Source organism: Polaromonas sp., from assembly GCF_049790275.1.
In the GTDB taxonomy this organism is placed as follows: domain Bacteria; phylum Pseudomonadota; class Gammaproteobacteria; order Burkholderiales; family Burkholderiaceae_C; genus Polaromonas.
The window spans coordinates 12,507-31,927 of sequence record NZ_JBAQYR010000167.1 but is presented as its reverse complement, the minus strand read 5'-3'; the positions used below and the strand labels follow the sequence as shown (position 1 = coordinate 31,927).

The following is a 19,421-nucleotide window of genomic DNA, read 5'->3' as shown; positions in this document are numbered from 1 at the left end:
GGTTTTTATTCACTGATAACAGCTTAAACATTGGTACAGGCCAGAACTTCTTCCAGTGAAGTCATGCCCAGCTTGACTTTGTGCAAGCCCGCGCCCCGCAGGCTTTTCACACCTTCGATTTCTGCCTGCTCGGCGATTTCAAGCGCGCTGCCATCCCGCAGGATGATCCGCTGCAACTCTTCCGTGATGGGCATTACCTGATACACCCCGACGCGGCCCTTGTAACCGTTGTTGCACATTGAACAACCCACCGGACGATAAGGCGTCCAGGAACCGTCCACATCCTCTTCCTTGAACCCCGCGTCCAGCAGGGTTTCGCGGGGAATGTCCGCTGGCGCCTTGCAGTTGGGGCACAGGCGCCTGGCTAGGCGCTGGGCCGTTATGAGGATGACGCTTGATGCGATATTGAAAGGTGCAATGCCCATGTTGCGCAAACGCGTCAGCGTGGCCGGCGCATCGTTGGTGTGCAGGGTGGAAAGCACCAGATGGCCCGTTTGCGCCGCCTTGATGGAAATTTCGGCGGTCTCCAGATCACGGATCTCACCAACCATGATGATGTCCGGGTCCTGCCGCAAAAAGGCTTTCAGGGCCACGGAAAACGTCAGGCCGGCCTTGTCGTTCATGCTGACCTGGTTGACACCGGGCAAGTTGATCTCGGCCGGATCTTCGGCCGTGGCAATATTCACGCCCGGCTTGTTAAGAATATTCAGGCAGGTGTACAGTGACACGGTTTTACCCGAACCGGTAGGGCCGGTCACGAGCACCATGCCGTAGGGGCGCTGAACGGCGTTGAGCAGGCGCTCCTTTTCGATCGGCTCGTACCCCAACGCATCAATGCCCAGCTTGGCACTGCTGGGATCCAGGATACGAATCACGATTTTCTCGCCGAACATCGTGGGCAGGGTGCTGACCCGGAAATCGATCACCCGGTCGGGACCGATCTTCAGTTTCATTTTTCCGTCCTGCGGCACCCGCTTCTCGGAAATGTCCATTTTCGAGATGACCTTGATGCGAGACGCCAGTTTTTCCTTGATGGCGACCGGTGGAGATGCAATTTCACGCAACTCACCGTCGATACGGAAACGCACCCGGTAGGTATGTTCGTAGGGCTCGAAGTGCAGGTCCGAAGCCCGCATGCTGAACGCGTCCAGCAGCATTTTGTGCAGGAACTTGACGACCGGCGCATCTTCGACCTCAGCAACACCCGTGTCATTGCTGTCCGCACTGGCGGCCTCGGCGGTGGACTCGTCAAACTCAAAATCGTCACCAATGATGCTGTCCATGGCCTCGGACGCCGTGGTGGCGGATGCTTCCACCATCTTGGACAGTTTGTCGTATTCGGCAATAACCCAGTCCACACCCATCTGCGTGGAAAACTTGATTTTTTCCGCGGCTTCCTGATCCGATGGGTCAGCCGTAGCCACAATCAGGCGATTGTTACGCTTGCTGAGAACAACAATACGGTAAGACTGGCAGATCTTGGCATCCAGCAGGCCTTTGGGCAGACGCTGGGTATCTATGGCGTCCAGGTCGAGCAGCGGAGCCGCAAAAGCCGTAGACATGGTGTGCGCGAGATCCGACGGGGAAACCGCACCCGAGCCTGTCAATTCAGCGATAAAACTGGTGCGTCCGCTTTGGGCCTTGCGAAAGATATCTTCTGCGGCTTTCTGTCCGAGCTTGCCGGCAATCACCAACGCCCGACCCAAGCCCGGCAAAGCCAAGGTGGCGGGTGTATTGGTTACGGTATCGATGGCAGCCATGGTTTCGCGAATCAATCTTGAATTGACAAAATTGACATCATCGCTGATAGCTTTGGCGGTGTAAATCGAAAAACGGTCTGCACCCGCGCTGGTGTTGGAACCAAGGCAAATTGCCCAAAGAAACCCGGCAGAAAAATAAGGAAAAAGACCGCAGATGGTCGGGGTGAGAGGATTCGAACCTCCGGCCTCTACGTCCCGAACGTAGCGCTCTACCAGGCTAAGCTACACCCCGAAAAATGCCGAATCAGGCGTCACGAACGACGCTGCAGCAGTTGCGTTGCCAATTGTAGCAAGGCCTCGCTGTAGGTGTTGCGCCCGAGCCGCGTCAAAGCCTGGGCCGCCCGCTGACCCTCTGCCGCCGCCGCATCCCGGGCAGCCTGCAAAGCCCCGGTTTGTCTGACTATCGCCACGATCTCGCCCAATCGCTCCGTCCCACCGGTTTCTATCGCCTGGCGAATGATGTCCCTTTCAGTGGCGCCCCCCCGTTGCATGGCGATGATCAGCGGCAAAGTGGCTTTACCTTCACGCAGGTCATCTCCCAGGTTTTTGCCCATTTCTGCAGCATCACCGTCGTAATCCAGAACGTCGTCAATGACCTGAAAAGCCGTCCCCAATGACTGCCCGTACGCCGCACAAGCCTGTTCGACTTCAGGAGGCGCCTTGGCCAGCAAGGCGGCCAGGCGGGCACTTGCCTCAAACAGCTTGGCGGTCTTGGACCTGATCACACGCAAATAACCCTCTTCGGAGAGGCCGGCATCATGCATGTTCATCAATTGCAGCACTTCACCTTCGGCAATGATGTTGGTTGCCTCGGCCAATGTTTGCATGATGCGCATGTCACCCGCATCCACCATCATCTGAAAGGCCCGCGAATACAGGAAATCACCCACCAGAACACTGGCTGGATTGCCAAAATTCGCATTGGCAGTGGCCCGGCCCCGGCGCAGGGTGGATTCGTCCACCACATCGTCGTGGAGCAGCGTGGCTGTGTGTATGAATTCCACCACAGCGGCCAGATTGAAACGCTGATCGCCACGGTAGCCAAGGGCCCCGCACATCAACAGCAGCAACGCGGGCCGCAGTCGTTTGCCGCCCGCAGCAACAATGTACTGGGATACCTGGCTGACCAGCAAGACTTCAGAGTTCAGGCGGCGCGCTATCACCGCGTCCATGGCCTTCATATCATCGGCAATCAGGGCCAGCGCGGCGGCCGTACTAGAAGAATTTACTGTCAAAACGGTCCAGACAAGAGGTTTTGAGGATTATAGGAAGCCAGCACATCCTCCCAGGCCCCCGAACGCCGCGGATTCAGGGTTGAGAGGTTTCGAGCTCTCCGTGCTAGAATAGCGGGCTCTGTGGAAATCCGTCCGCAGAACTCACATACGAGGTCTCACATGTACGCGGTCATAAAAACCGGTGGCAAACAATACAAAGTTGCTACTGGCGAAAAAATTAAAGTAGAACAGATTGCTGCGGACGTAGGCCAAGAGATCGTTATTGACCAGGTATTGGCTGTCGGAACCGGCAGCACGATCACGGTTGGTACGCCCTTGGTGTCCGGCGCTACTGTTACGGTTACTGTCCTGTCGCAGGGCAGGCACGACAAGGTTCGCATTTTCAAAATGCGCCGTCGCAAGCATTACCAAAAACGCCAGGGTCACCGGCAAAACTTCACTGAACTGCAAATCGGCGCCATCGTCGGTTAAGCAGCGAAGTACCAGGAGTAACGAAAAATGGCACAGAAAAAAGGCGGCGGCTCTACGCGAAACGGGCGCGATTCCAAGCCAAAGATGTTGGGCGTCAAGAAATTTGGCGGCGAAGTGATCAACGCTGGCAGCATCATCGTGCGCCAGCGCGGCACCAAGTTCCACCCGGGCGTCAATGTCGGCATCGGCAAGGACCACACCCTGTTCGCATTGGTGGACGGTTCGGTATCTTTTGCCGTCAAGGGCTCGCTCAACAAGCACACCGTCAGCGTGACACCAGCGTAAGCTGATCACTTCGATGGCATCGAAGCCCCGCTTGGTCGGGGCTTTGTTGTTTTGGCCCCGCGAATTTGTAAACTACCCTCAGGATTCAAGCCTCTGCAGGCTACCGGACTCCCTCCAATATCATGAAATTTGTTGACGAAGCCTATATTGACATCGCCGCAGGCGATGGCGGGAGTGGCTGCGTCTCCTTCCGCCATGAAAAATACAAGGAGTTCGGCGGCCCGAACGGTGGTGACGGTGGTCGCGGCGGGCATGTCTATGCTCTGGCGGACGTGAACCTGAACACGCTGGTGGATTTCCGGTTTTCCCGCCGTCATCACGCCAGAAATGGCGAACACGGCATGGGCTCGGACATGTTTGGCGCCAAGGGCGACGACATCATCCTCAAAATGCCGGTCGGCACCATCCTGACCGATGCCGAAACCGGCGAAGTTCTTTATGAACTGCTGGTACCCGGCGAGGAAGTGCTGATCGCCAAAGGCGGCGATGGCGGCTTTGGCAATCTGCGCTTCAAGAGTTCGACCAACCGCGCGCCACGCAGCAAGACTCCAGGCTGGCCTGGTGAACACAAAAGCCTGAAACTGGAGCTGAAAGTACTGGCTGATGTCGGCCTGCTGGGCATGCCGAATGCCGGCAAGTCCACCTTCATTTCCGCCGTTTCCAATGCGCGGCCGCGTATCGCCGACTACCCTTTCACCACCCTGCACCCCAACCTGGGCGTCGTACGTGTCGGCCCGGAGCAGAGTTTCGTCGTCGCGGATTTGCCCGGACTGATCGAAGGTGCATCCGAGGGTGCGGGCCTGGGCCATCTGTTCCTGCGGCACCTGCAGCGCACCCGCCTGCTGCTGCACATCGTGGACATGGCTCCTTTTGATGACAGTGTGGATCCCGTGGCCCAGGCCAAGGCCATCGTGGGCGAGCTCAAGAAGTACGACGAGGCGCTGTACAACAAGCCGCGCTGGCTCGTACTCAACAAGCTCGACATGGTGGACGCGGACAAACGTGCCGCACTGGTCAAGGATTTCGTCAAACGCTTCAAGTTCAAAGGGCCGGTGTTCGAAATTTCGGCCCTCACACGCGAAGGCTGCGAGCAACTGGTCAAAACGATTTACCAGCATGTGAAGTCGGTGCAGAAAAGCGAGCAGGAGCCGGAAGAGATCGATCCGCGGTTTGCGGACTTGCCGGCCGAGCCGCCGGCCGCCGGCTGAAAGCGCTACCGGCCCGCCTTTTTGCTATATTAATAATAGCTGCCTGCGTCCATCCACTATGGGTTTGAGCACTAAAACCACCTGAACATGCAAGAAAATCCAGGTTCCAAGGTTCTTCTCAACGCCAGGCGCATTGTGGTCAAGGTGGGCTCCAGCCTGGTCACGAATGAAGGGCGGGGGCTGGATGCGCAAGCCATCGGACAATGGTGCCAGCAGCTCGCCGTGCTGGTCAAGGGCGGGCACGAAGTCATCATGGTCAGCAGTGGCGCCATTGCCGAGGGCATGAAGCGGCTGGGCTGGGTAACACGGCCCAAGGCCATCCATGAGCTGCAGGCCGCAGCAGCTGTCGGCCAGATGGGCCTGGTGCAGGTGTACGAAAGCCAGCTACGCGAAAACGGCGTCGGCAGCGCCCAGGTGCTGCTGACACATGCCGACCTCGCCGATCGCGAGCGTTATCTCAATGCGCGCTCCACCCTGTTGAGCCTGCTCCAGTTTGGTGTGGTGCCGGTGATCAACGAAAACGACACCGTGGTGAACGACGAGATCAAGTTCGGCGACAACGACACACTGGGTGCGCTGGTCGCCAATCTGGTGGACGCGGACGCGCTGGTCATCCTGACGGACCAGAAAGGCCTGTACACCGCCGATCCGCGCAAAGACCCTGCTGCGCGCTTTGTCCATGAAGCCAAGGCCGGCGATCCCGCCCTGGAAGCGATGGCGGGCGGCGCAGGTTCAAGCATCGGCAAAGGCGGCATGATCACGAAAATCCTGGCCGCAAAACGCGCCGCAGGCTCCGGCGCCTCCACCGTGATTGCCTGGGGCCGTGAGCCGAACGCGTTGATCCGCCTGTCGCAGGGCGAAGCCATCGGCACCTTGCTGGTCGCCCAGACTGCCAAAACCCAGGCCCGCAAGCAATGGATTGCCGATCACCTGCAGTTGCGCGGCGCGGTCACGGTGGATGCCGGGGCTGCCGCCAAGGTACGCGACGAGGGCAAAAGCCTGCTGCCCATCGGAATGACCGGCGTACAGGGCGAATTCTCCCGCGGCGACGTGATTGCCATACGCGATGCCGAAGGTACGGAAGTCGCCCGCGGACTGGCCAACTATTCAAGCGCCGAAGCCCGGCTGATTTGCCGCAAACCTTCTGCCGAATTCGAAAAGCTGCTGGGCTATACCGGTGAGGCGGAAATGATCCACCGGACCAACCTGGTGCTTACGGGCTGAGGCCCTGTTTTTTGAGCTGGCGGACAATTTCGCCAACCGAGGAAGCCGGGGCTGAATTGTTGCAGGCACCAGCCCGGGCCAATTGCAAGGCGTGCCTGGACGGCAGGTTCCCGAACATGGAGCGCCATTCCGCTTTCTCCACCGAGGCCCAACTGCCTTCGGGCAGGTAACGCGCATAGGTCTTGAACTCGCCGCTCGAGCAGCGCAGGCCCTCGTACAACACATTGCGCGCGCCGGAGCTGCTGCTGGCCACCAGTACATAACGAACGATGCCGTCCTTCCCGATGCTCAAGGTAGCGGGATCGACGCCATAGACCAGCGCGGAGCCGGACGACACATCAAAGCGCAACAGCTTCGCTGCATCAAAAGCAGGAGGCGGGGGTACCTCGCCCTCTTTCCAGTCGGAAGTATCGACCATGTTTTGCGCCGCAGCTGTCAGGGACAGCCCCAACAGACAGGCCAGGCCCAGAGATCTAAACGTCATGCTTGTCATTCCTGGAGGCAGCCACCAGGCTGGTTTGGGGATCGGGTTCGAAAGTTGCCCCGGGTGGCAACTCGAAAGACGCACCGGCACCCCGCAGCCCGGGGGCGCCCTGGTCGCCCGCCGCGGCATCTGCCGGATCGCGGTGGCGCATGCCGCCGCGCAGATAGCGGTTGCGATGGTCCGGCCGCGGCTCGGAACGATTGTCAAAGCGCGGCACAAAACGTGACAGCTCGGTCAACGCCATTTCGTAGACGCCGCGCTTGAACTCCACGACCACATCGAGCGGAACCCAGTAGTCGTTCCAGCGCCAGGCATCGAACTCCGGATGGTCGGTCGCACGCAGGTTCAAGTCCCAGTCGTGGCCGACCAGCTGCAGCAGGAACCAGATCTGTTTCTGGCCTTTGTAATGTCCGCGCGCATCGCGGCGGATAAACCGGTCAGGCACCTCATAGCGCAACCAGTCCCGGGTTCGGGCAAGCACCTGCACGTGTTGCGGTAGCAGCCCCACTTCTTCATGCAGTTCACGGAACATGGCCTGCTCGGGATTTTCGCCCCGGTCAATGCCACCCTGCGGAAACTGCCACGAGTGGGTACGGATACGCTTGCCCCAAAATACCTGACTTCTCTGGTTGAGCAAGATGATGCCGACGTTGGGCCTAAAGCCGTCCCGGTCAAGCATAATCAAACCTCAAATTTTTTAAACTGAGTCCATTATGCACAGCAGAATGCTCAGAGCCAAGGGCACCCCGGGGCGGCAGTCCCAAAAACCTCACGAAGCCCAGAAAAACATTCCATGAAAACCTCCCAGTTCTTCATTTCCACGCTCAAGGAAGCGCCTGCCGATGCCGAGGTCGTCAGCCATCAGCTGATGATGCGCGCCGGCATGATCAAGAAACTGGGCGCAGGCATCTACAACTACATGCCCATGGGCCTGCGCGTGATCCGCAAGGTGGAGGCCATCGTGCGCGAGGAAATGAACCGCGCCGGCGCAGTGGAGATGAGCATGCCGGTGATCCAGCCCGCCGAGTTCTGGCAGGAAACCGGGCGCTTCGAGAAAATGGGCCCGGAGCTGCTGCGCATCAAGGACCGGCACGGCCGGGACTTTGTGGTCCAGCCGACCAGCGAGGAAGTTGTTACCGATGTGATGCGCCAGGACATCAAGAGCTACAAGCAGCTGCCGAAAAACCTGTACCAGATCCAGACCAAATTCCGCGACGAACGCCGCCCGCGTTTTGGCCTGATGCGCGGGCGCGAGTTCGTCATGAAGGACGCCTACAGCTTTGACCGCGACCAAACGGCAGCAAAGGCCAGCTATCAGGTCATGGCGGCCGCCTACCGCAAGATTTTTGACCGCTTCGGCCTGAGCTACCGCGCAGTGGCGGCCGACAGCGGCGCGATTGGTGGCGACCTGAGCGAAGAGTTCCAGGTGATTGCCGCGACCGGCGAAGACGCCATCGTCTACTGCCCGGGCAGCGACTACGCCGCCAACATGGAGAAAGCCGAGGCGCTGGCACCACAGGGCGCGCGCAGGGGGGCGTCACAAACCATGGCCAAAACCGCCACACCCGGCAAGGCGACCTGCGCCGATGTCGCCGAGCTGCTGGGCATCCCGCTGCAAACCACGGTCAAGTCGCTGGTGCTGGCCACCGACCAGACTGACGAAACGGGCAAGATCGTCAAGACGCAGGTCTGGCTGCTGCTGCTACGCGGCGACCACGACATGAACGAAGTCAAGGTCGGCAAGGTACCCGGCCTGGCGGACTTCCGCTTTGCCACCCCGCCCGAAATCGAAGACCATTTTGGTTGCAAGCCTGGCTACCTGGGGCCTTTGAACCTGCAGAAACCGGTGAAGCTGGCGGTGGACCGGGAAGTGGCGGCCATGGCTGACTGGGTCTGCGGCGCCAATGAAGTCGACTTTCACCTCACCGACGTCAACTGGGGCCGCGACCTGCCAGAACCCGACCTCGTCGCCGACCTGCGCAATGTGGTCGCAGGCGACGCCTCGCCCGACGGCAAGGGCGCATTGGTGATCGAACGTGGCATCGAGGTGGGCCATGTGTTTTACCTCGGCACCAAGTACAGCCAGGCCATGAACGCAACTTTCCTCGACGAAAACGGCAAGCCGCAGTTTCTGGAAATGGGCTGCTACGGCATAGGCATCACACGCCTGCCGGCCGCGGCCATTGAGCAGAACCATGACGAGCGCGGCATCATCTGGCCCGATGCCATTGCCCCCTTCACTGTGGTGCTGTGCCCGATCAGCCCGGACCGTTTCCCCGAGGTCAAGGCTGCAGCCGACAAGCTACACGAAGAACTGCTGGCCGCCGGTGTCGATGTGATCCTGGATGACAGGGGCGAACGGCCCGGTGCGATGTTTGCCGACTGGGAGCTCATTGGTGTTCCGCACCGCGTGACCATCGGCGACCGTGGCCTGAAGGACGGGCAACTGGAATACCAGCATCGCCGTGATGCAGCGTCCAGCAAAATCAACGTGGCCGACGCCTTCACCTTCCTCAAGGGAAAGCTGGCCTCCTGAACCGCATGACATCTTTTGCCCCGCCCCTGCACCAGCCGGCACCCGATGCCGTGCCGGTTACCGGAGCGGTAGAAATATCAAGGAGAAAGTGCCTCCAGTCCTTGTCTGTCTTGGGTAGCTCGCTATTGTTTTCGGAGCAAGTGAGCGCCGGTGCGCAGATTGAGGAACCCCTCATCGACTCGGTGCGCACCGCCTTGAGTTCGGCCATCGCCAACCAGGCACCGCCGGTGCCCGAATTTCGCGACACCGAAAGCCGCCTGGCCTACCTGCGCTGGCTGGGCGCCATGAGCGAGCGCCTCAAAAAGAAAAAGCCCGAGTGGCAGATCCGCAAGGAATTTCTGCAGACCGTCTGGTACGAAAGCAGGCGCGGCGGGCTGGACGTGGCCCTGGTGCTGGGCCTGATCCAGGTGGAGAGCAACTTCCGCAAATTTGCCGTCAGCCGGGTCGGCGCGCGCGGCTACATGCAGGTGATGCCTTTCTGGACCCGCGTGATCGGCGACGGCGATGCCGGCAAGCTGTTTCACATGCAGACCAACCTCCGGTTTGGCTGCGTGATCCTGCGGCACTACCTGGACCGCGAAAAGGGCGACCTGTTCATGGGCCTGGGCCGCTACAACGGCTCGCGCGGCAAGGCGGCCTATCCGGACGCGGTGCTGGGTGCCAGGAAGCAGTGGGAGTTCACCCCTTAGTCCCTTGGCTGCGGCTGGATTCAGGCAGGGCGGTCCAGCAGAAAATGGTACCCCGGCGAGCGCGGCAAAGCCGGGCCACCGGGGCTCTCGTCCTTGAGCAGGACGCCCGACAACTGCCGCTTCTGCATTTCAGACAGCAGGTAATGCGTCTTGAGCGCGGCTTCTTCATAAGACAATCCCGCCGGCCGTACATTGGAGATGCAATTGCGGCTGTCGTCCCGCAGGCCCACACGCGGCATCCAGGTCAGATACAGGCCCATGCTGTCGGGAGAACTCAGGCCCGGGCGTTCGCCGATCAGGAGCAGCACCAGCCGTGCGCCGAGCAGCTCGGCCACCTGGTCGCCGATAGCCACCCTCCCTTGCCGCACGATGGCCAGCGGTGCCTGCGACCAGTTTTCTGCCGCGATACGGCGGCCGAGGGCAATCAAGAACGGCACTGCATGTTGCGCAATGGCCTGGGCCGACAGGCCATCTGCGAGCACCACCGACATGTCGTAATTGCGCGCAGCCGCCGGTGGCGTTCTGTCCGCAAGGCGGGCACGTGAGGCCTCGTCAAGCCGCCGCCCGAGGTCGGGGTTTTGCAGGTAGCGCAGACGATCGCCCGCAGCACTGTCCAGCACCAGACAGTCCTGGGTGCGCGCCAGTGCCACACTCTCAAGATCATGGAGCAGTTGCGGCACGTCAAGCGCCAGATGCACCGCATCACGGGCCTGTGCATGGGCCAGCTGGAACGCCAGTTGCGGCTGCGTCGGCTGGCTGACACCCGTGCGGCCCAATGCAATACGCGCCGCGGTGAACCCGCGCAGTTGCTGCCAGGGATTGGTGACAACGATTGTTTTGGAAACGCTCATGGGCTTCTACTGCTGTGAACCGACTCAGCCCAGCCGGCGCAAGGCGTCATGAAAAACGGGCGGCAGGTTTTCCGTCAGCTGGAAGCCGCCGCCCTGCGTCCCTGCACTGGCGATCTGCATCTTCTCCAGCCACGCTTCGAACTCCGGCGCGGGCCGCAGGCCCAGCATGCGCCGCGCATACAGGGCGTCGTGAAAGGAAGTGCTCTGGTAATTGAGCATGATATCGTCCGAGCCCGGAACGCCCATGACAAAAGTGCAGCCGGCCACCCCCAGCAGGGTCAGCAGCACATCCATGTCGTTCTGGTCGGCCTCGGCGTGGTTGGTGTAGCAGACATCGCAACCCATGGGCAAGCCCAGCAACTTGCCGCAGAAGTGGTCTTCCAGCCCGGCACGGATGATCTGCTTGCCATCGAACAGGTATTCCGGGCCGATAAAACCGACCACGGTGTTGACCAGCAGGGGCTTGAAACGGCGCGCCACGGCATAGGCCCGCACTTCGCAGGTCTGCTGGTCCAGCCCGTGGTGGGCATTCGCCGACAGGGCACTGCCCTGCCCGGTTTCGAAATACATCACGTTGTTGCCAACGCTGCCGCGCCCCAGCGACAAAGCGGCGCTTTGGGCCTCGGCCAACAATTGCAGATTGACGCCGAAGCTGCGGTTGGCCGCCTCGGTGCCGGCAATCGACTGGAACACGAGGTCGACCGGCGCACCGCGGCCTATCGCTTCCAGGGTATTGGTCACGTGCGTCAGCACGCAGGACTGCGTAGGTACGGCGTAGCGCTGGATGATCTCGTCCATCAGCGTGAGCAAATGCACCACCTGCGGCACATGGTCGCTGGCGGGATTGATGCCGATCACCGCGTCGCCGCTGCCATACAGCAGGCCGTCGAGCAGGCTGGCGGCAATGCCGGCTGCGTCGTCCACCGGATGATTCGGCTGCAGCCGCGTGGACAGGCGCCCCGCCAGGCCGATGGTGCCCCGGAACGCCGTAACGACCCGGCATTTCTGCGCCGCCAGGATCAGGTCCTGGTTGCGCATGATCTTGGACACGGCGGCCGCCATTTCCGGCGTGATGCCGGGCGCAACCGCCGCCAGCGTTGCGCTGTCCACCGCATCGCTGAGCAGCCAGTTGCGAAAATCTCCGACGGTCAGATGACGGATGGGCGCAAACGCGGCGGCATCATGCCCGTCCATGATCAGGCGCGTGACTTCGTCGTCTTCATACGGGATGACGGCTTCATTCAGAAACCGGGCCAGCGGCAGTTCAGCCAGCGCCATCTGCGCCACGACCCGCTCTTCGTCAGTAGCCGCGGCCACGCCGGCCAGCCTGTCACCCGAGCGCAGCGGCGTCGCTTTGGCCAGCAGATCCTTCAGGTCGTGGAAGTGGTAGGTGACAGTACCGGCTGTATGGCTCAGTGCATGGGCTGGCATGGCATTTCCCTCAAAACCGCTGCAGACAGTGCGGCGGCCACCTTATCTTGGGGCCATTCAGCCCTGGGGGCAAGCCGTTGCGGCTGATACCCCCTACCACCCAATACTATAAGAAAAAAGGGCCCTCTGCCCTTATAAGTCGGGCGCAAGCAGCTATCAATACAGGAGCGCCCAGCCAAACTCAGGCGCCGGGGAAGAAATCATCAGTCCGCGTCGTGGGTGGCACCTGAAAAAGCGCGCTCGCCGGCAAACCACGCCAGCACCGGCAGTGTCCCCGGCAGCACCGGCTTGACCTCAACCGGCAGGCGCTGCCAGGCGAACTGCTGGCCTTCATGCATGTGCAATTCGCCTGTCCAGTCAAACACCTTGCAGAAATGGAGCCTGACCAGCGCATGCGGGTAGTCCACCAGCTCCACCTTCCAGGGCTGGACGGCACCGATGGTGATGCCGATTTCTTCCTGCAATTCGCGGCGCAGGGCCTGCTCCACGGTTTCGCCCGGCTCCAGCTTGCCGCCGGGAAACTCCCAGTAGTGTTCATAGACCTTGCCCGGCGGGCGCGAGGTGAGGAGGAAATCGCCATCCGGCCGGACCAGCACACCGACGGCCACATCGACCACCTTGCGGTCTGCACCGCCCTCGCGCGGGCGCTCGCCGTCGGCCACCAGCACGCTCATGTCGAATGGTCGGGGGCCTGGTCGCCCTGGTCGGGCGATGCCAACGCAGCGCCTGGCCGCTCATAGGCTGCGATGACCGGTGTCGCCACGGGCCGGCTGGCGCTGTCACGGCCGGCGTAGTCGCGGGCGAACTGGTAGGCCACGCGGCCGCTACGCGAGCCGCGTTCCAGTGCCCAGACCAGCGATGCTGGCTTGGCGGCCGCAATCGCGTCCGGACCCACGCCGAATGACGACAGCCACTGCGCGACGATGGTCAGGTATTCGTCCTGGCTGAAGGGGTAAAAGCTGACCCACAGGCCGAAGCGTTCGGACAGCGAGATCTTTTCTTCCACCACCTCACCGGGATGCACTTCGCCGTCTTCGCTGCGGCTGTAGGTGAGGTTTTCCGTCATGTATTCGGGCAGCAGGTGGCGCCGGTTGCTGGTCGCGTAGATCAGCACATTGGGCGTGGCCGCCGCGATGGAACCGTCGAGGATGGACTTGAGCGCCTTGTAGCCGGGCTCGCCTTCTTCAAAACTCAGGTCGTCGCAGAAGACGATGAATTTTTCGGGCAGACCGGACACCACATCGACGATGTCCGGCAGGTCGATCAGGTCGGCCTTGTCGACTTCAATCAATCGCAGGCCCCGCGCCGCATATTCATTCAGGCAGGCCTTGATCAGCGAGGACTTGCCCGTGCCGCGCGCACCGGTCAGCAGCACGTTGTTGGCAGGCTTGCCGAGCACAAACTGCTCGGTGTTGCGTCTGATCTTTTCCTTCTGGTCCTCGATTTCCTTGAGGTCGCCGAGGCTCATGTTGCCGATGTGGCGCACCGGCTCCAGCGCACCGTGGCCGGAGCTGCGCTTGCGGTAGCGGTAGGCGATGGAGGCGCTCCAGTCCGGCGCGCTCAGGGGTTGCGGCAGCACGGACTCAATCCGCGCCATCAGGGACTCAACGCGGGTCATCAGGCGTTCAAACTGCTCGTTCATGGGCGGCCTGGTTAACTGCGGTAGTCGGCGTTGATCTTGACGTAGTCATAGGACAGGTCACAGGTCCAGACCGTGTCTGTGGCTGCACCGCGGCCAAGCACCACCCGCACAGTGATTTCGCTTTGTTTCATGACCCGCTGGCCATCGGTTTCCACATAGTCGGGATGGCGGCCGCCATTTTTGGCCACCAACACGTCGTCGAGATACAAATCGATTTTTGTCTGGTCCAGGTCTGCAATGCCGGCATAACCGACGGCAGCCAGGATACGTCCGAGATTGGGGTCGCTCGCGAAGAAAGCTGTCTTGACCAAAGGCGAATGCGCGATGGCGTAAGCGACCTGGCGGCACTCGGCGCCGGTCTTCCCGCCTTCAACCTGTACGGTAATGAACTTGGTCGCGCCTTCGCCATCGCGCACGATGGCCTGCGCCAGCTTTCTTGCGATATCGAGCATGGCGGCGCGCAACGCGGCACCCTCGACACTGTCCAGCGAAGTGATCTCCGGATGCTTCGCCTGGTTGGTCGCGATCACCACGAAAGAGTCGTTGGTCGAGGTGTCGCCGTCGACAGTCACGCGGTTAAAGGAGCCCTCTGCCAGCTCCGTGGCGAGTTGTGCCATCAGTCCCTGCGAGACACGGGCATCGGTCGCCATGAAGCCCAGCATGGTGGCCATGTTGGGACGGATCATGCCGGCGCCCTTGCTGATGCCGGTGATCGTGACCGGTGCGCCGCCCAGTGTGATGCGGCTTGAAAACGCCTTGGCCACGGTGTCCGTGGTCATGATGGCCTCGGCGGCCTTGCCCCAGTTGTCTGCCTTTGCATCGGCCAGCGCGGCCTGCAGGCCGGCGGCGATGCGTTCGTGCGGCAAGGGCTCCATGATCACGCCGGTGGAAAACGGCAGGATCTGCTCCGGCATCACCTTGAGTTCGCGCGCCAGCGCCACGCAACTGGCCTGCGCCCGGCCCAGGCCATCGGCACCGGTGCCGGCGTTGGCATTGCCGGTGTTGATCAGCATGGCGCGGATGCCGCGGCCCTGCTTGCCGTTTTTGGCAAGGTGTTCGCGGCAGATCTGCACCGGGGCTGCGCAGAAACGGTTTTGAGTGAACACGGCTCCCACCGAGGCGCCCTCATCAAGCAGCAGCACCGACAGGTCCTTGCGGCCGGCCTTGCGTATGCCCGCTTCGGCAATGCCCCAGCGTACACCCGGCACAGGGTAAAGCTGGTCGGCGGGGGTGGCAAGCAGGTTCACGGGCATGGTTTCTTCACTCCAGATAACGGGGCCGGCAGCCGGACTCAGTTCAGCTTGCCGTGACAGAGCTTGTATTTTTTACCGGAGCCGCAGGGACAGGGGTCGTTACGACCCACGCGCGGCACAGCGCCGTCCGGCAAGGCCTTCTTGTAGTGCTGCGACTCTTCGTCCACCGTGGTTTCCACCTCACCGGTTTCGGTTGGCGCCGAGTAGGTGACGTTGGAGATCCTTTCCGCCCGGTCCTCCATTTCCTCGGCGGCCTGACCGAGCTGCTCGCCCGATTGCACCTGGACCGTCATGAGGATTTTGGTGACCTCGTTTTTCACGCTGTCGAGCAACTGGCCGAACAGCTCGAAAGCCTCGCGCTTGTACTCCTGCTTGGGCTGCTTCTGGGCATAGCCGCGCAGGTGAATGCCCTGACGCAAATAGTCGAGCGCGCTCAGGTGCTCGCGCCAGTGCGAGTCAATGCTCTGCAGCAGCACGATGCGCTCGAACTGCGTGAAATTTTCCTCGCCGATTTTTTCAACCTTGGCAGCAAAAGCCGAGTTGGCGGCCGCGATCACTTTTTCCAGCAGATCTTCATCGGTGATGGCGGTGGCAGCCTCCACATCGCCCTGCAGCAACAGCTCCATCTGCCACTCGTCGCGCAGCACTTTTTCAAGACCGGGAATGTCCCACTGCTCTTCCACGCTTTCCACCGGGATGTACTGCCGCACCAGATCCGTGAAACAGCCCTCACGCAGCGAGGCGATCTGCCCTTCCAGACTGGCCGCGTCCATGATGTCGTTGCGCTGCTGATAAATCACCTTGCGCTGGTCATTGGCCACATCATCGTATTCAAGCAACTGCTTGCGGATGTCGAAGTTGCGCGCTTCCACCTTGCGCTGGGCAGACTCAATGCTGCGCGTGACAATGCCGGCCTCGATGGCTTCGCCGTCGGGCATCTTGAGCCGCTCCATGATGGCGCGGACCCGGTCGCCCGCAAAAATGCGCATCAGCGTGTCATCGAGGCTCAGATAAAAACGCGAAGAGCCGGGGTCACCCTGACGGCCCGAGCGACCGCGCAGCTGGTTGTCGATGCGACGTGATTCGTGCCTTTCCGTCGCGATGATGCGCAAACCGCCCAGCGATGTCACTTTCTCGTGGTCTTGCACCCACTGCGCGCGCAGACGGGCAATCTCGGTTTCTTTGGCGCCGGCATCGAGCGACTCGTCAGTCTCAACCGCTTCGACCAGTTTCTCCACATTGCCGCCAAGCACAATGTCGGTGCCGCGGCCGGCCATGTTGGTGGCAATCGTGATCATGCCGGGGCGCCCGGCCTGGGCCACGATGTCGGCCTCGCGCGCGTGCTGCTTGGCGTTGAGCACCTGGTGCGGCAGCTTTTCCTTGTCCAGCAGCTGATCAATGATTTCAGAATTTTCAATCGACGTGGTGCCCACCAGCACCGGCTGCCCGCGCTCATGGCATTCGCGGATGTCCTTGATGGCTGCCTCGTATTTTTCGCGCGTGGTCTTGTACACGCGGTCCAGCTGGTCCTCGCGCCGGCTTGGGCGGTTCGGCGGAATCACCGTGGTTTCCAGCCCGTAGATTTCCTGGAACTCGTAAGCCTCGGTGTCGGCGGTACCGGTCATGCCGGCCAGCTTGCCGTACAGGCGGAAGTAATTCTGGAAGGTGATGGAGGCGAGTGTCTGGTTTTCAGGCTGGATCGCCACGCCTTCCTTGGCCTCGACGGCCTGGTGCAGGCCTTCGCTCCAGCGCCGGCCCGCCATCAGGCGGCCGGTGAATTCATCAACGATCACGATTTCACCGTCCTGCACCACGTAATGCTGGTCGCGGTGGTACAGGTGGTTGGCACGCAGGGCGGCGTACAGGTGGTGCATCAGCGAGATGTTCGCGGGGTCGTACAGGGTGGCGCCTTCGGGGATCAGGCCCAGACTGAAAAGAATGCGCTCGGCGTTTTCATGGCCCTGCTCGGTCAGGAACACCTGGTGGGTCTTTTCATCCAGCGTGAAATCGCCGGGCTTGATGATGCCTTCGCCGGTGCGCGGGTCGGCCTCACCTTCCTGGCGCGTGAGCAGGGGTACCACCTTGTTGATGGCCAGGTACATCTCGGTATGGTCTTCGGCCTGGCCGCTGATGATCAGCGGCGTGCGGGCTTCGTCGATCAGGATGGAATCCACCTCGTCGACGATGGCGTAGTTCAGGCCGCGCTGCACGCGGTCGGCCACTTCGTAGACCATGTTGTCGCGCAGGTAGTCAAAACCGAATTCGTTGTTGGTGCCGTAGGTGATGTCGGCGCGGTAGGCGTCCTGTTTCTCGGGACGCTGCATGTTGGGCAGGTTGATGCCGACGGTCAGGCCCAGGAAGTTGTAGAGCTTGCCCATCCACAGCGCATCGCGGTTGGCCAGGTAGTCATTGACCGTGACCACATGCACGCCTTTGCCGGTCAGTGCGTTGAGATAGACCGGCAGCGTTGCGGTCAGCGTCTTGCCCTCGCCCGTTCCCATCTCGGAAATCTTGCCGTTGTGCAAAGCCATGCCGCCCAGCATCTGCACATCGAAATGGCGCATCTTCATGACGCGCTTGCTGCCCTCGCGAACCACCGCAAAGGCTTCCGGCAGGATGGCATCGAGGGTTTCACCCCCGGCGATGCGGTCTATGAACTCCCGGGTTTTGGCGCGCAGCCGCTCGTCATCCAGCTTCTCGAACTCTGCTTCCAGGGCATTGATGCGCTCTATGCTTTTGCGGTAGGTTTTGAGCAGCCTGTCGTTGCGGCTGCCGAAAATTTTGGTCAGGATGTTGGAAGCCATAAATGCGAGGCCGCGCTGACAGCTCCAATGAGCGGGCAGTGCGGCCGAAATCCTTATTGAGTATCGACTTAGGTGTGGGCGCTGCCAGCCGGTTTCAACTGCGCGCAAACCGCCGATTTTACCTCTGCCCTGCAGCTATCTGGGCCGGGGAGGCTGGGCGGGCTGCATCGCCGGCGACGGAACAGCGGCAATCGCCATGGGCGCAGGCAGTTTCTGCCCGGCCGTGAGGAATTTCTGGGGATCCTGGAACACGCCCTGCACCAGCACCTCAAAATGCAGGTGCGGCCCGGTAGAACGCCCGGTCGTGCCCACCTCGGCGATCTTCTGGCCGCGTTTGACCAGGTCACCCTTCTTGACCATCACTTTCGAAGCGTGTGCGTAGCGCGAGACCAGGTTATTGCCATGGTCCACCTCGACCATGTTGCCGTAAGCAGCGTGGTATTCCTGGGTGACGACCACGCCACCCGCAGCGGACAGGATGGCTGTGCCGGGATCGGCCGGGAAATCCAGCCCGGTGTGCAGTGCGGAGCGCCCGTTCAGCGGGTCAATCCGCCACCCAAAGGCGGACCCGAGAACACCGGTCGCCACCGGTTGCTGGGTCGGCACCATCATCTTCTTGATCTTCTGGTCGAAAAGCCTAGACTCCATCACCGTCATCAGGTCCACGCGCTGGTCCGTCAACTTGTCGAGATCGGCCAGGGTCGCCTGCAGCTCTTCCATGCTCAGTGAACGCCCTTCCACCAGAGCACCGCCGCGTCCGGGCTGGGTCTTGATGTCATTGGGATTGACGCCTGCCAGGCCCGATACCCGCTCACCGAGCGACTCGAGCTGCATCATCTTGGCCTGCATTTCACCTAGGCGTTTGGCCAGGACGTCCAGATTTTCACGCATGAACCTGTCGCGCTGCTCGAACTCGTCCTTGACCATGAGTTTAACCAGGGCGCCGATGACCGGCCACCCTTCGCGCGCGCCCTTGAGGAAAACCCAGTGGTACATGCCTGCGGCCACCAGCATCAGCGCCAGTGCCATGACAAAGCCCGCCACTACCAGTTTGGTCCCGCTCAGATAGATCGCACGGCTTTGCGCAAGCCACGCATCCGTGATAATCAAATGCACGTGTTCTTCTCCTTGGAACTTGTCCCATAACCCGCTGAGCCCAACCATCTTGAACCCCAGCCCACGCCTGCACCAGGCTGTCACTTTCAGCCAGGCTGTCGAGAACTCGCCATCGCTCGCGCGGCTGGCCGGCCTTGTCCAGGAATCCAGTGACCGGCTCAAGGCCATTGAACCCCTGATCCCCAAAGCCTTGCGCCCCGCAATTCAGGCCGGGCCGATTGAAGATGGCACCTGGTGCCTGCTGGTGAGCAGCAACGCCGCTGCAGCCAAAGTGCGTCAGCTATTGCCCCTGCTCCAGTCACGCCTAGTCGACAAAGGTTGGAAGGTTACATCAATTCGGTTGAAGATACTAATCACCCGAAAGTAGTAGCCGGTCCGGAGTCTCCAGCCGGCAAGGCCTGCCTGGCCTGAACGACCTGCTATCGAACTGAT

At 61.2% G+C, this 19,421-nt stretch carries 18 protein-coding genes and 1 tRNA gene; 7 read left to right on the top strand and 12 right to left on the bottom strand.

Annotated features, from left to right (window positions below):
- Nucleotides 1-23: 23 nt before the first annotated feature.
- The 3 genes from pilB to WA904_RS21475 all read right to left on the bottom strand — a co-directional run bounded on the left by pilB (nucleotide 24) and on the right by WA904_RS21475 (nucleotide 2,995).
- Nucleotides 24-1,760, bottom strand: coding sequence for a type IV-A pilus assembly ATPase PilB (gene pilB, locus WA904_RS21485; protein WP_425199157.1), 1,737 nt, complete (start codon nucleotides 1,758-1,760; stop codon nucleotides 24-26).
- 155 nt (nucleotides 1,761-1,915) lie between these two features.
- Nucleotides 1,916-1,992, bottom strand: a tRNA-Pro gene (locus WA904_RS21480).
- A 19-nt stretch (nucleotides 1,993-2,011) separates the two neighbouring features.
- Nucleotides 2,012-2,995 (bottom strand): polyprenyl synthetase family protein, encoded by a 984-nt coding sequence (locus tag WA904_RS21475; RefSeq protein WP_425199156.1) that lies wholly within the window; start codon nucleotides 2,993-2,995, stop codon nucleotides 2,012-2,014.
- 159 nt (nucleotides 2,996-3,154) lie between these two features.
- On the opposite strand from WA904_RS21475, the gene rplU reads away from it, so the two are divergent.
- The 4 genes from rplU to proB all read left to right on the top strand — a co-directional run bounded on the left by rplU (nucleotide 3,155) and on the right by proB (nucleotide 6,183).
- On the top strand, nucleotides 3,155-3,466 hold the full coding sequence (gene rplU / locus WA904_RS21470; RefSeq protein WP_077593996.1) for a 50S ribosomal protein L21: 312 nt from the start codon (nucleotides 3,155-3,157) through the stop codon (nucleotides 3,464-3,466).
- 27 nt (nucleotides 3,467-3,493) lie between these two features.
- Nucleotides 3,494-3,751 (top strand): 50S ribosomal protein L27, encoded by a 258-nt coding sequence (rpmA, locus tag WA904_RS21465; RefSeq protein ID WP_425199155.1) that lies wholly within the window; start codon nucleotides 3,494-3,496, stop codon nucleotides 3,749-3,751.
- 122 nt (nucleotides 3,752-3,873) lie between these two features.
- Entirely contained in the window at nucleotides 3,874-4,959 is a 1,086-nt protein-coding gene (gene cgtA / locus WA904_RS21460; protein WP_425199154.1) for an Obg family GTPase CgtA, read from the top strand.
- Nucleotides 4,960-5,046: 87 nt separating this feature from the next.
- Nucleotides 5,047-6,183, top strand: coding sequence for a glutamate 5-kinase (proB, locus tag WA904_RS21455; protein WP_425199153.1), 1,137 nt, complete (start codon nucleotides 5,047-5,049; stop codon nucleotides 6,181-6,183).
- On the opposite strand, the gene WA904_RS21450 is transcribed toward proB, so the two are convergent.
- Nucleotides 6,173-6,667: a CNP1-like family protein gene (locus WA904_RS21450; RefSeq protein ID WP_425199152.1), complete on the bottom strand. Its 495-nt coding sequence runs from the start codon at nucleotides 6,665-6,667 to the stop codon at nucleotides 6,173-6,175. The genes proB and WA904_RS21450 overlap by 11 nt on opposite strands.
- Entirely contained in the window at nucleotides 6,657-7,346 is a 690-nt protein-coding gene (locus tag WA904_RS21445) for an RNA pyrophosphohydrolase (RefSeq protein ID WP_425199151.1), read from the bottom strand. The genes WA904_RS21450 and WA904_RS21445 overlap by 11 nt, the downstream gene beginning before the upstream one ends.
- 114 nt (nucleotides 7,347-7,460) lie before the next feature.
- Here WA904_RS21445 and WA904_RS21440 point away from each other — a divergent pair, with 114 nt between their 5' ends.
- Together WA904_RS21440 and WA904_RS21435 are read left to right on the top strand one after the other, a co-directional pair.
- A complete protein-coding gene (locus WA904_RS21440; RefSeq protein WP_425199150.1) occupies nucleotides 7,461-9,203 on the top strand; it encodes a proline--tRNA ligase in 1,743 nt (580 codons plus the stop codon).
- A 5-nt stretch (nucleotides 9,204-9,208) separates the two neighbouring features.
- Entirely contained in the window at nucleotides 9,209-9,892 is a 684-nt protein-coding gene (locus tag WA904_RS21435) for a lytic transglycosylase domain-containing protein (RefSeq protein WP_425199149.1), read from the top strand.
- 20 nt (nucleotides 9,893-9,912) lie between these two features.
- Here the strand turns inward: WA904_RS21435 and eutC are convergent, their stop codons facing one another.
- The 7 genes from eutC to WA904_RS21400 all read right to left on the bottom strand — a co-directional run bounded on the left by eutC (nucleotide 9,913) and on the right by WA904_RS21400 (nucleotide 18,989).
- Nucleotides 9,913-10,743, bottom strand: coding sequence for an ethanolamine ammonia-lyase subunit EutC (eutC, locus tag WA904_RS21430; RefSeq protein ID WP_425199148.1), 831 nt, complete (start codon nucleotides 10,741-10,743; stop codon nucleotides 9,913-9,915).
- Between the two features lie 24 nt (nucleotides 10,744-10,767).
- Nucleotides 10,768-12,174, bottom strand: coding sequence for an ethanolamine ammonia-lyase subunit EutB (locus WA904_RS21425; protein ID WP_425199147.1), 1,407 nt, complete (start codon nucleotides 12,172-12,174; stop codon nucleotides 10,768-10,770).
- A 203-nt stretch (nucleotides 12,175-12,377) separates the two neighbouring features.
- Nucleotides 12,378-12,848: an NUDIX domain-containing protein gene (locus WA904_RS21420; protein WP_425199146.1), complete on the bottom strand. Its 471-nt coding sequence runs from the start codon at nucleotides 12,846-12,848 to the stop codon at nucleotides 12,378-12,380.
- Nucleotides 12,845-13,816 carry an ATP-binding protein gene (locus tag WA904_RS21415; RefSeq protein ID WP_425199145.1) on the bottom strand — a complete coding sequence of 324 codons (972 nt, stop codon included), beginning with the start codon at nucleotides 13,814-13,816 and terminating at the stop codon, nucleotides 12,845-12,847. The genes WA904_RS21420 and WA904_RS21415 overlap by 4 nt, the downstream gene beginning before the upstream one ends.
- A gap of 11 nt (nucleotides 13,817-13,827) precedes the next feature.
- A complete protein-coding gene (argJ, locus tag WA904_RS21410; RefSeq protein ID WP_425199144.1) occupies nucleotides 13,828-15,069 on the bottom strand; it encodes a bifunctional glutamate N-acetyltransferase/amino-acid acetyltransferase ArgJ in 1,242 nt (413 codons plus the stop codon).
- A gap of 38 nt (nucleotides 15,070-15,107) precedes the next feature.
- Nucleotides 15,108-17,873, bottom strand: coding sequence for a preprotein translocase subunit SecA (gene secA / locus WA904_RS21405; RefSeq protein ID WP_425199143.1), 2,766 nt, complete (start codon nucleotides 17,871-17,873; stop codon nucleotides 15,108-15,110).
- A gap of 135 nt (nucleotides 17,874-18,008) precedes the next feature.
- On the bottom strand, nucleotides 18,009-18,989 hold the full coding sequence (locus WA904_RS21400; RefSeq protein WP_425199142.1) for a M23 family metallopeptidase: 981 nt from the start codon (nucleotides 18,987-18,989) through the stop codon (nucleotides 18,009-18,011).
- 49 nt (nucleotides 18,990-19,038) lie between these two features.
- Between WA904_RS21400 and WA904_RS21395 the strand changes: the two genes are divergently transcribed.
- A complete protein-coding gene (locus tag WA904_RS21395) occupies nucleotides 19,039-19,356 on the top strand; it encodes a hypothetical protein (RefSeq protein ID WP_425199141.1) in 318 nt (105 codons plus the stop codon).
- Nucleotides 19,357-19,421: the final 65 nt, after the last annotated feature.

What these genes read in the sequence shown, in the direction of transcription:
- pilB (WP_425199157.1), bottom strand. Translation starts at nt 1,760, where the DNA reads ATGGCTGCCATCGATACCGTAACCAATACACCCGCCACCTTGGCTTTG.
- rplU (WP_077593996.1), top strand. Translation starts at nt 3,155, where the DNA reads ATGTACGCGGTCATAAAAACCGGTGGCAAACAATACAAAGTTGCTACT.
- rpmA (WP_425199155.1), top strand. Translation starts at nt 3,494, where the DNA reads ATGGCACAGAAAAAAGGCGGCGGCTCTACGCGAAACGGGCGCGATTCC.
- cgtA (WP_425199154.1), top strand. Translation starts at nt 3,874, where the DNA reads ATGAAATTTGTTGACGAAGCCTATATTGACATCGCCGCAGGCGATGGC.
- proB (WP_425199153.1), top strand. Translation starts at nt 5,047, where the DNA reads ATGCAAGAAAATCCAGGTTCCAAGGTTCTTCTCAACGCCAGGCGCATT.
- WA904_RS21450 (WP_425199152.1), bottom strand. Translation starts at nt 6,667, where the DNA reads ATGACGTTTAGATCTCTGGGCCTGGCCTGTCTGTTGGGGCTGTCCCTG.
- WA904_RS21445 (WP_425199151.1), bottom strand. Translation starts at nt 7,346, where the DNA reads ATGCTTGACCGGGACGGCTTTAGGCCCAACGTCGGCATCATCTTGCTC.
- WA904_RS21440 (WP_425199150.1), top strand. Translation starts at nt 7,461, where the DNA reads ATGAAAACCTCCCAGTTCTTCATTTCCACGCTCAAGGAAGCGCCTGCC.
- WA904_RS21435 (WP_425199149.1), top strand. Translation starts at nt 9,209, where the DNA reads ATGACATCTTTTGCCCCGCCCCTGCACCAGCCGGCACCCGATGCCGTG.
- eutC (WP_425199148.1), bottom strand. Translation starts at nt 10,743, where the DNA reads ATGAGCGTTTCCAAAACAATCGTTGTCACCAATCCCTGGCAGCAACTG.
- WA904_RS21425 (WP_425199147.1), bottom strand. Translation starts at nt 12,174, where the DNA reads ATGCCAGCCCATGCACTGAGCCATACAGCCGGTACTGTCACCTACCAC.
- WA904_RS21420 (WP_425199146.1), bottom strand. Translation starts at nt 12,848, where the DNA reads ATGAGCGTGCTGGTGGCCGACGGCGAGCGCCCGCGCGAGGGCGGTGCA.
- WA904_RS21415 (WP_425199145.1), bottom strand. Translation starts at nt 13,816, where the DNA reads ATGAACGAGCAGTTTGAACGCCTGATGACCCGCGTTGAGTCCCTGATG.
- argJ (WP_425199144.1), bottom strand. Translation starts at nt 15,069, where the DNA reads ATGCCCGTGAACCTGCTTGCCACCCCCGCCGACCAGCTTTACCCTGTG.
- secA (WP_425199143.1), bottom strand. Translation starts at nt 17,873, where the DNA reads ATGGCTTCCAACATCCTGACCAAAATTTTCGGCAGCCGCAACGACAGG.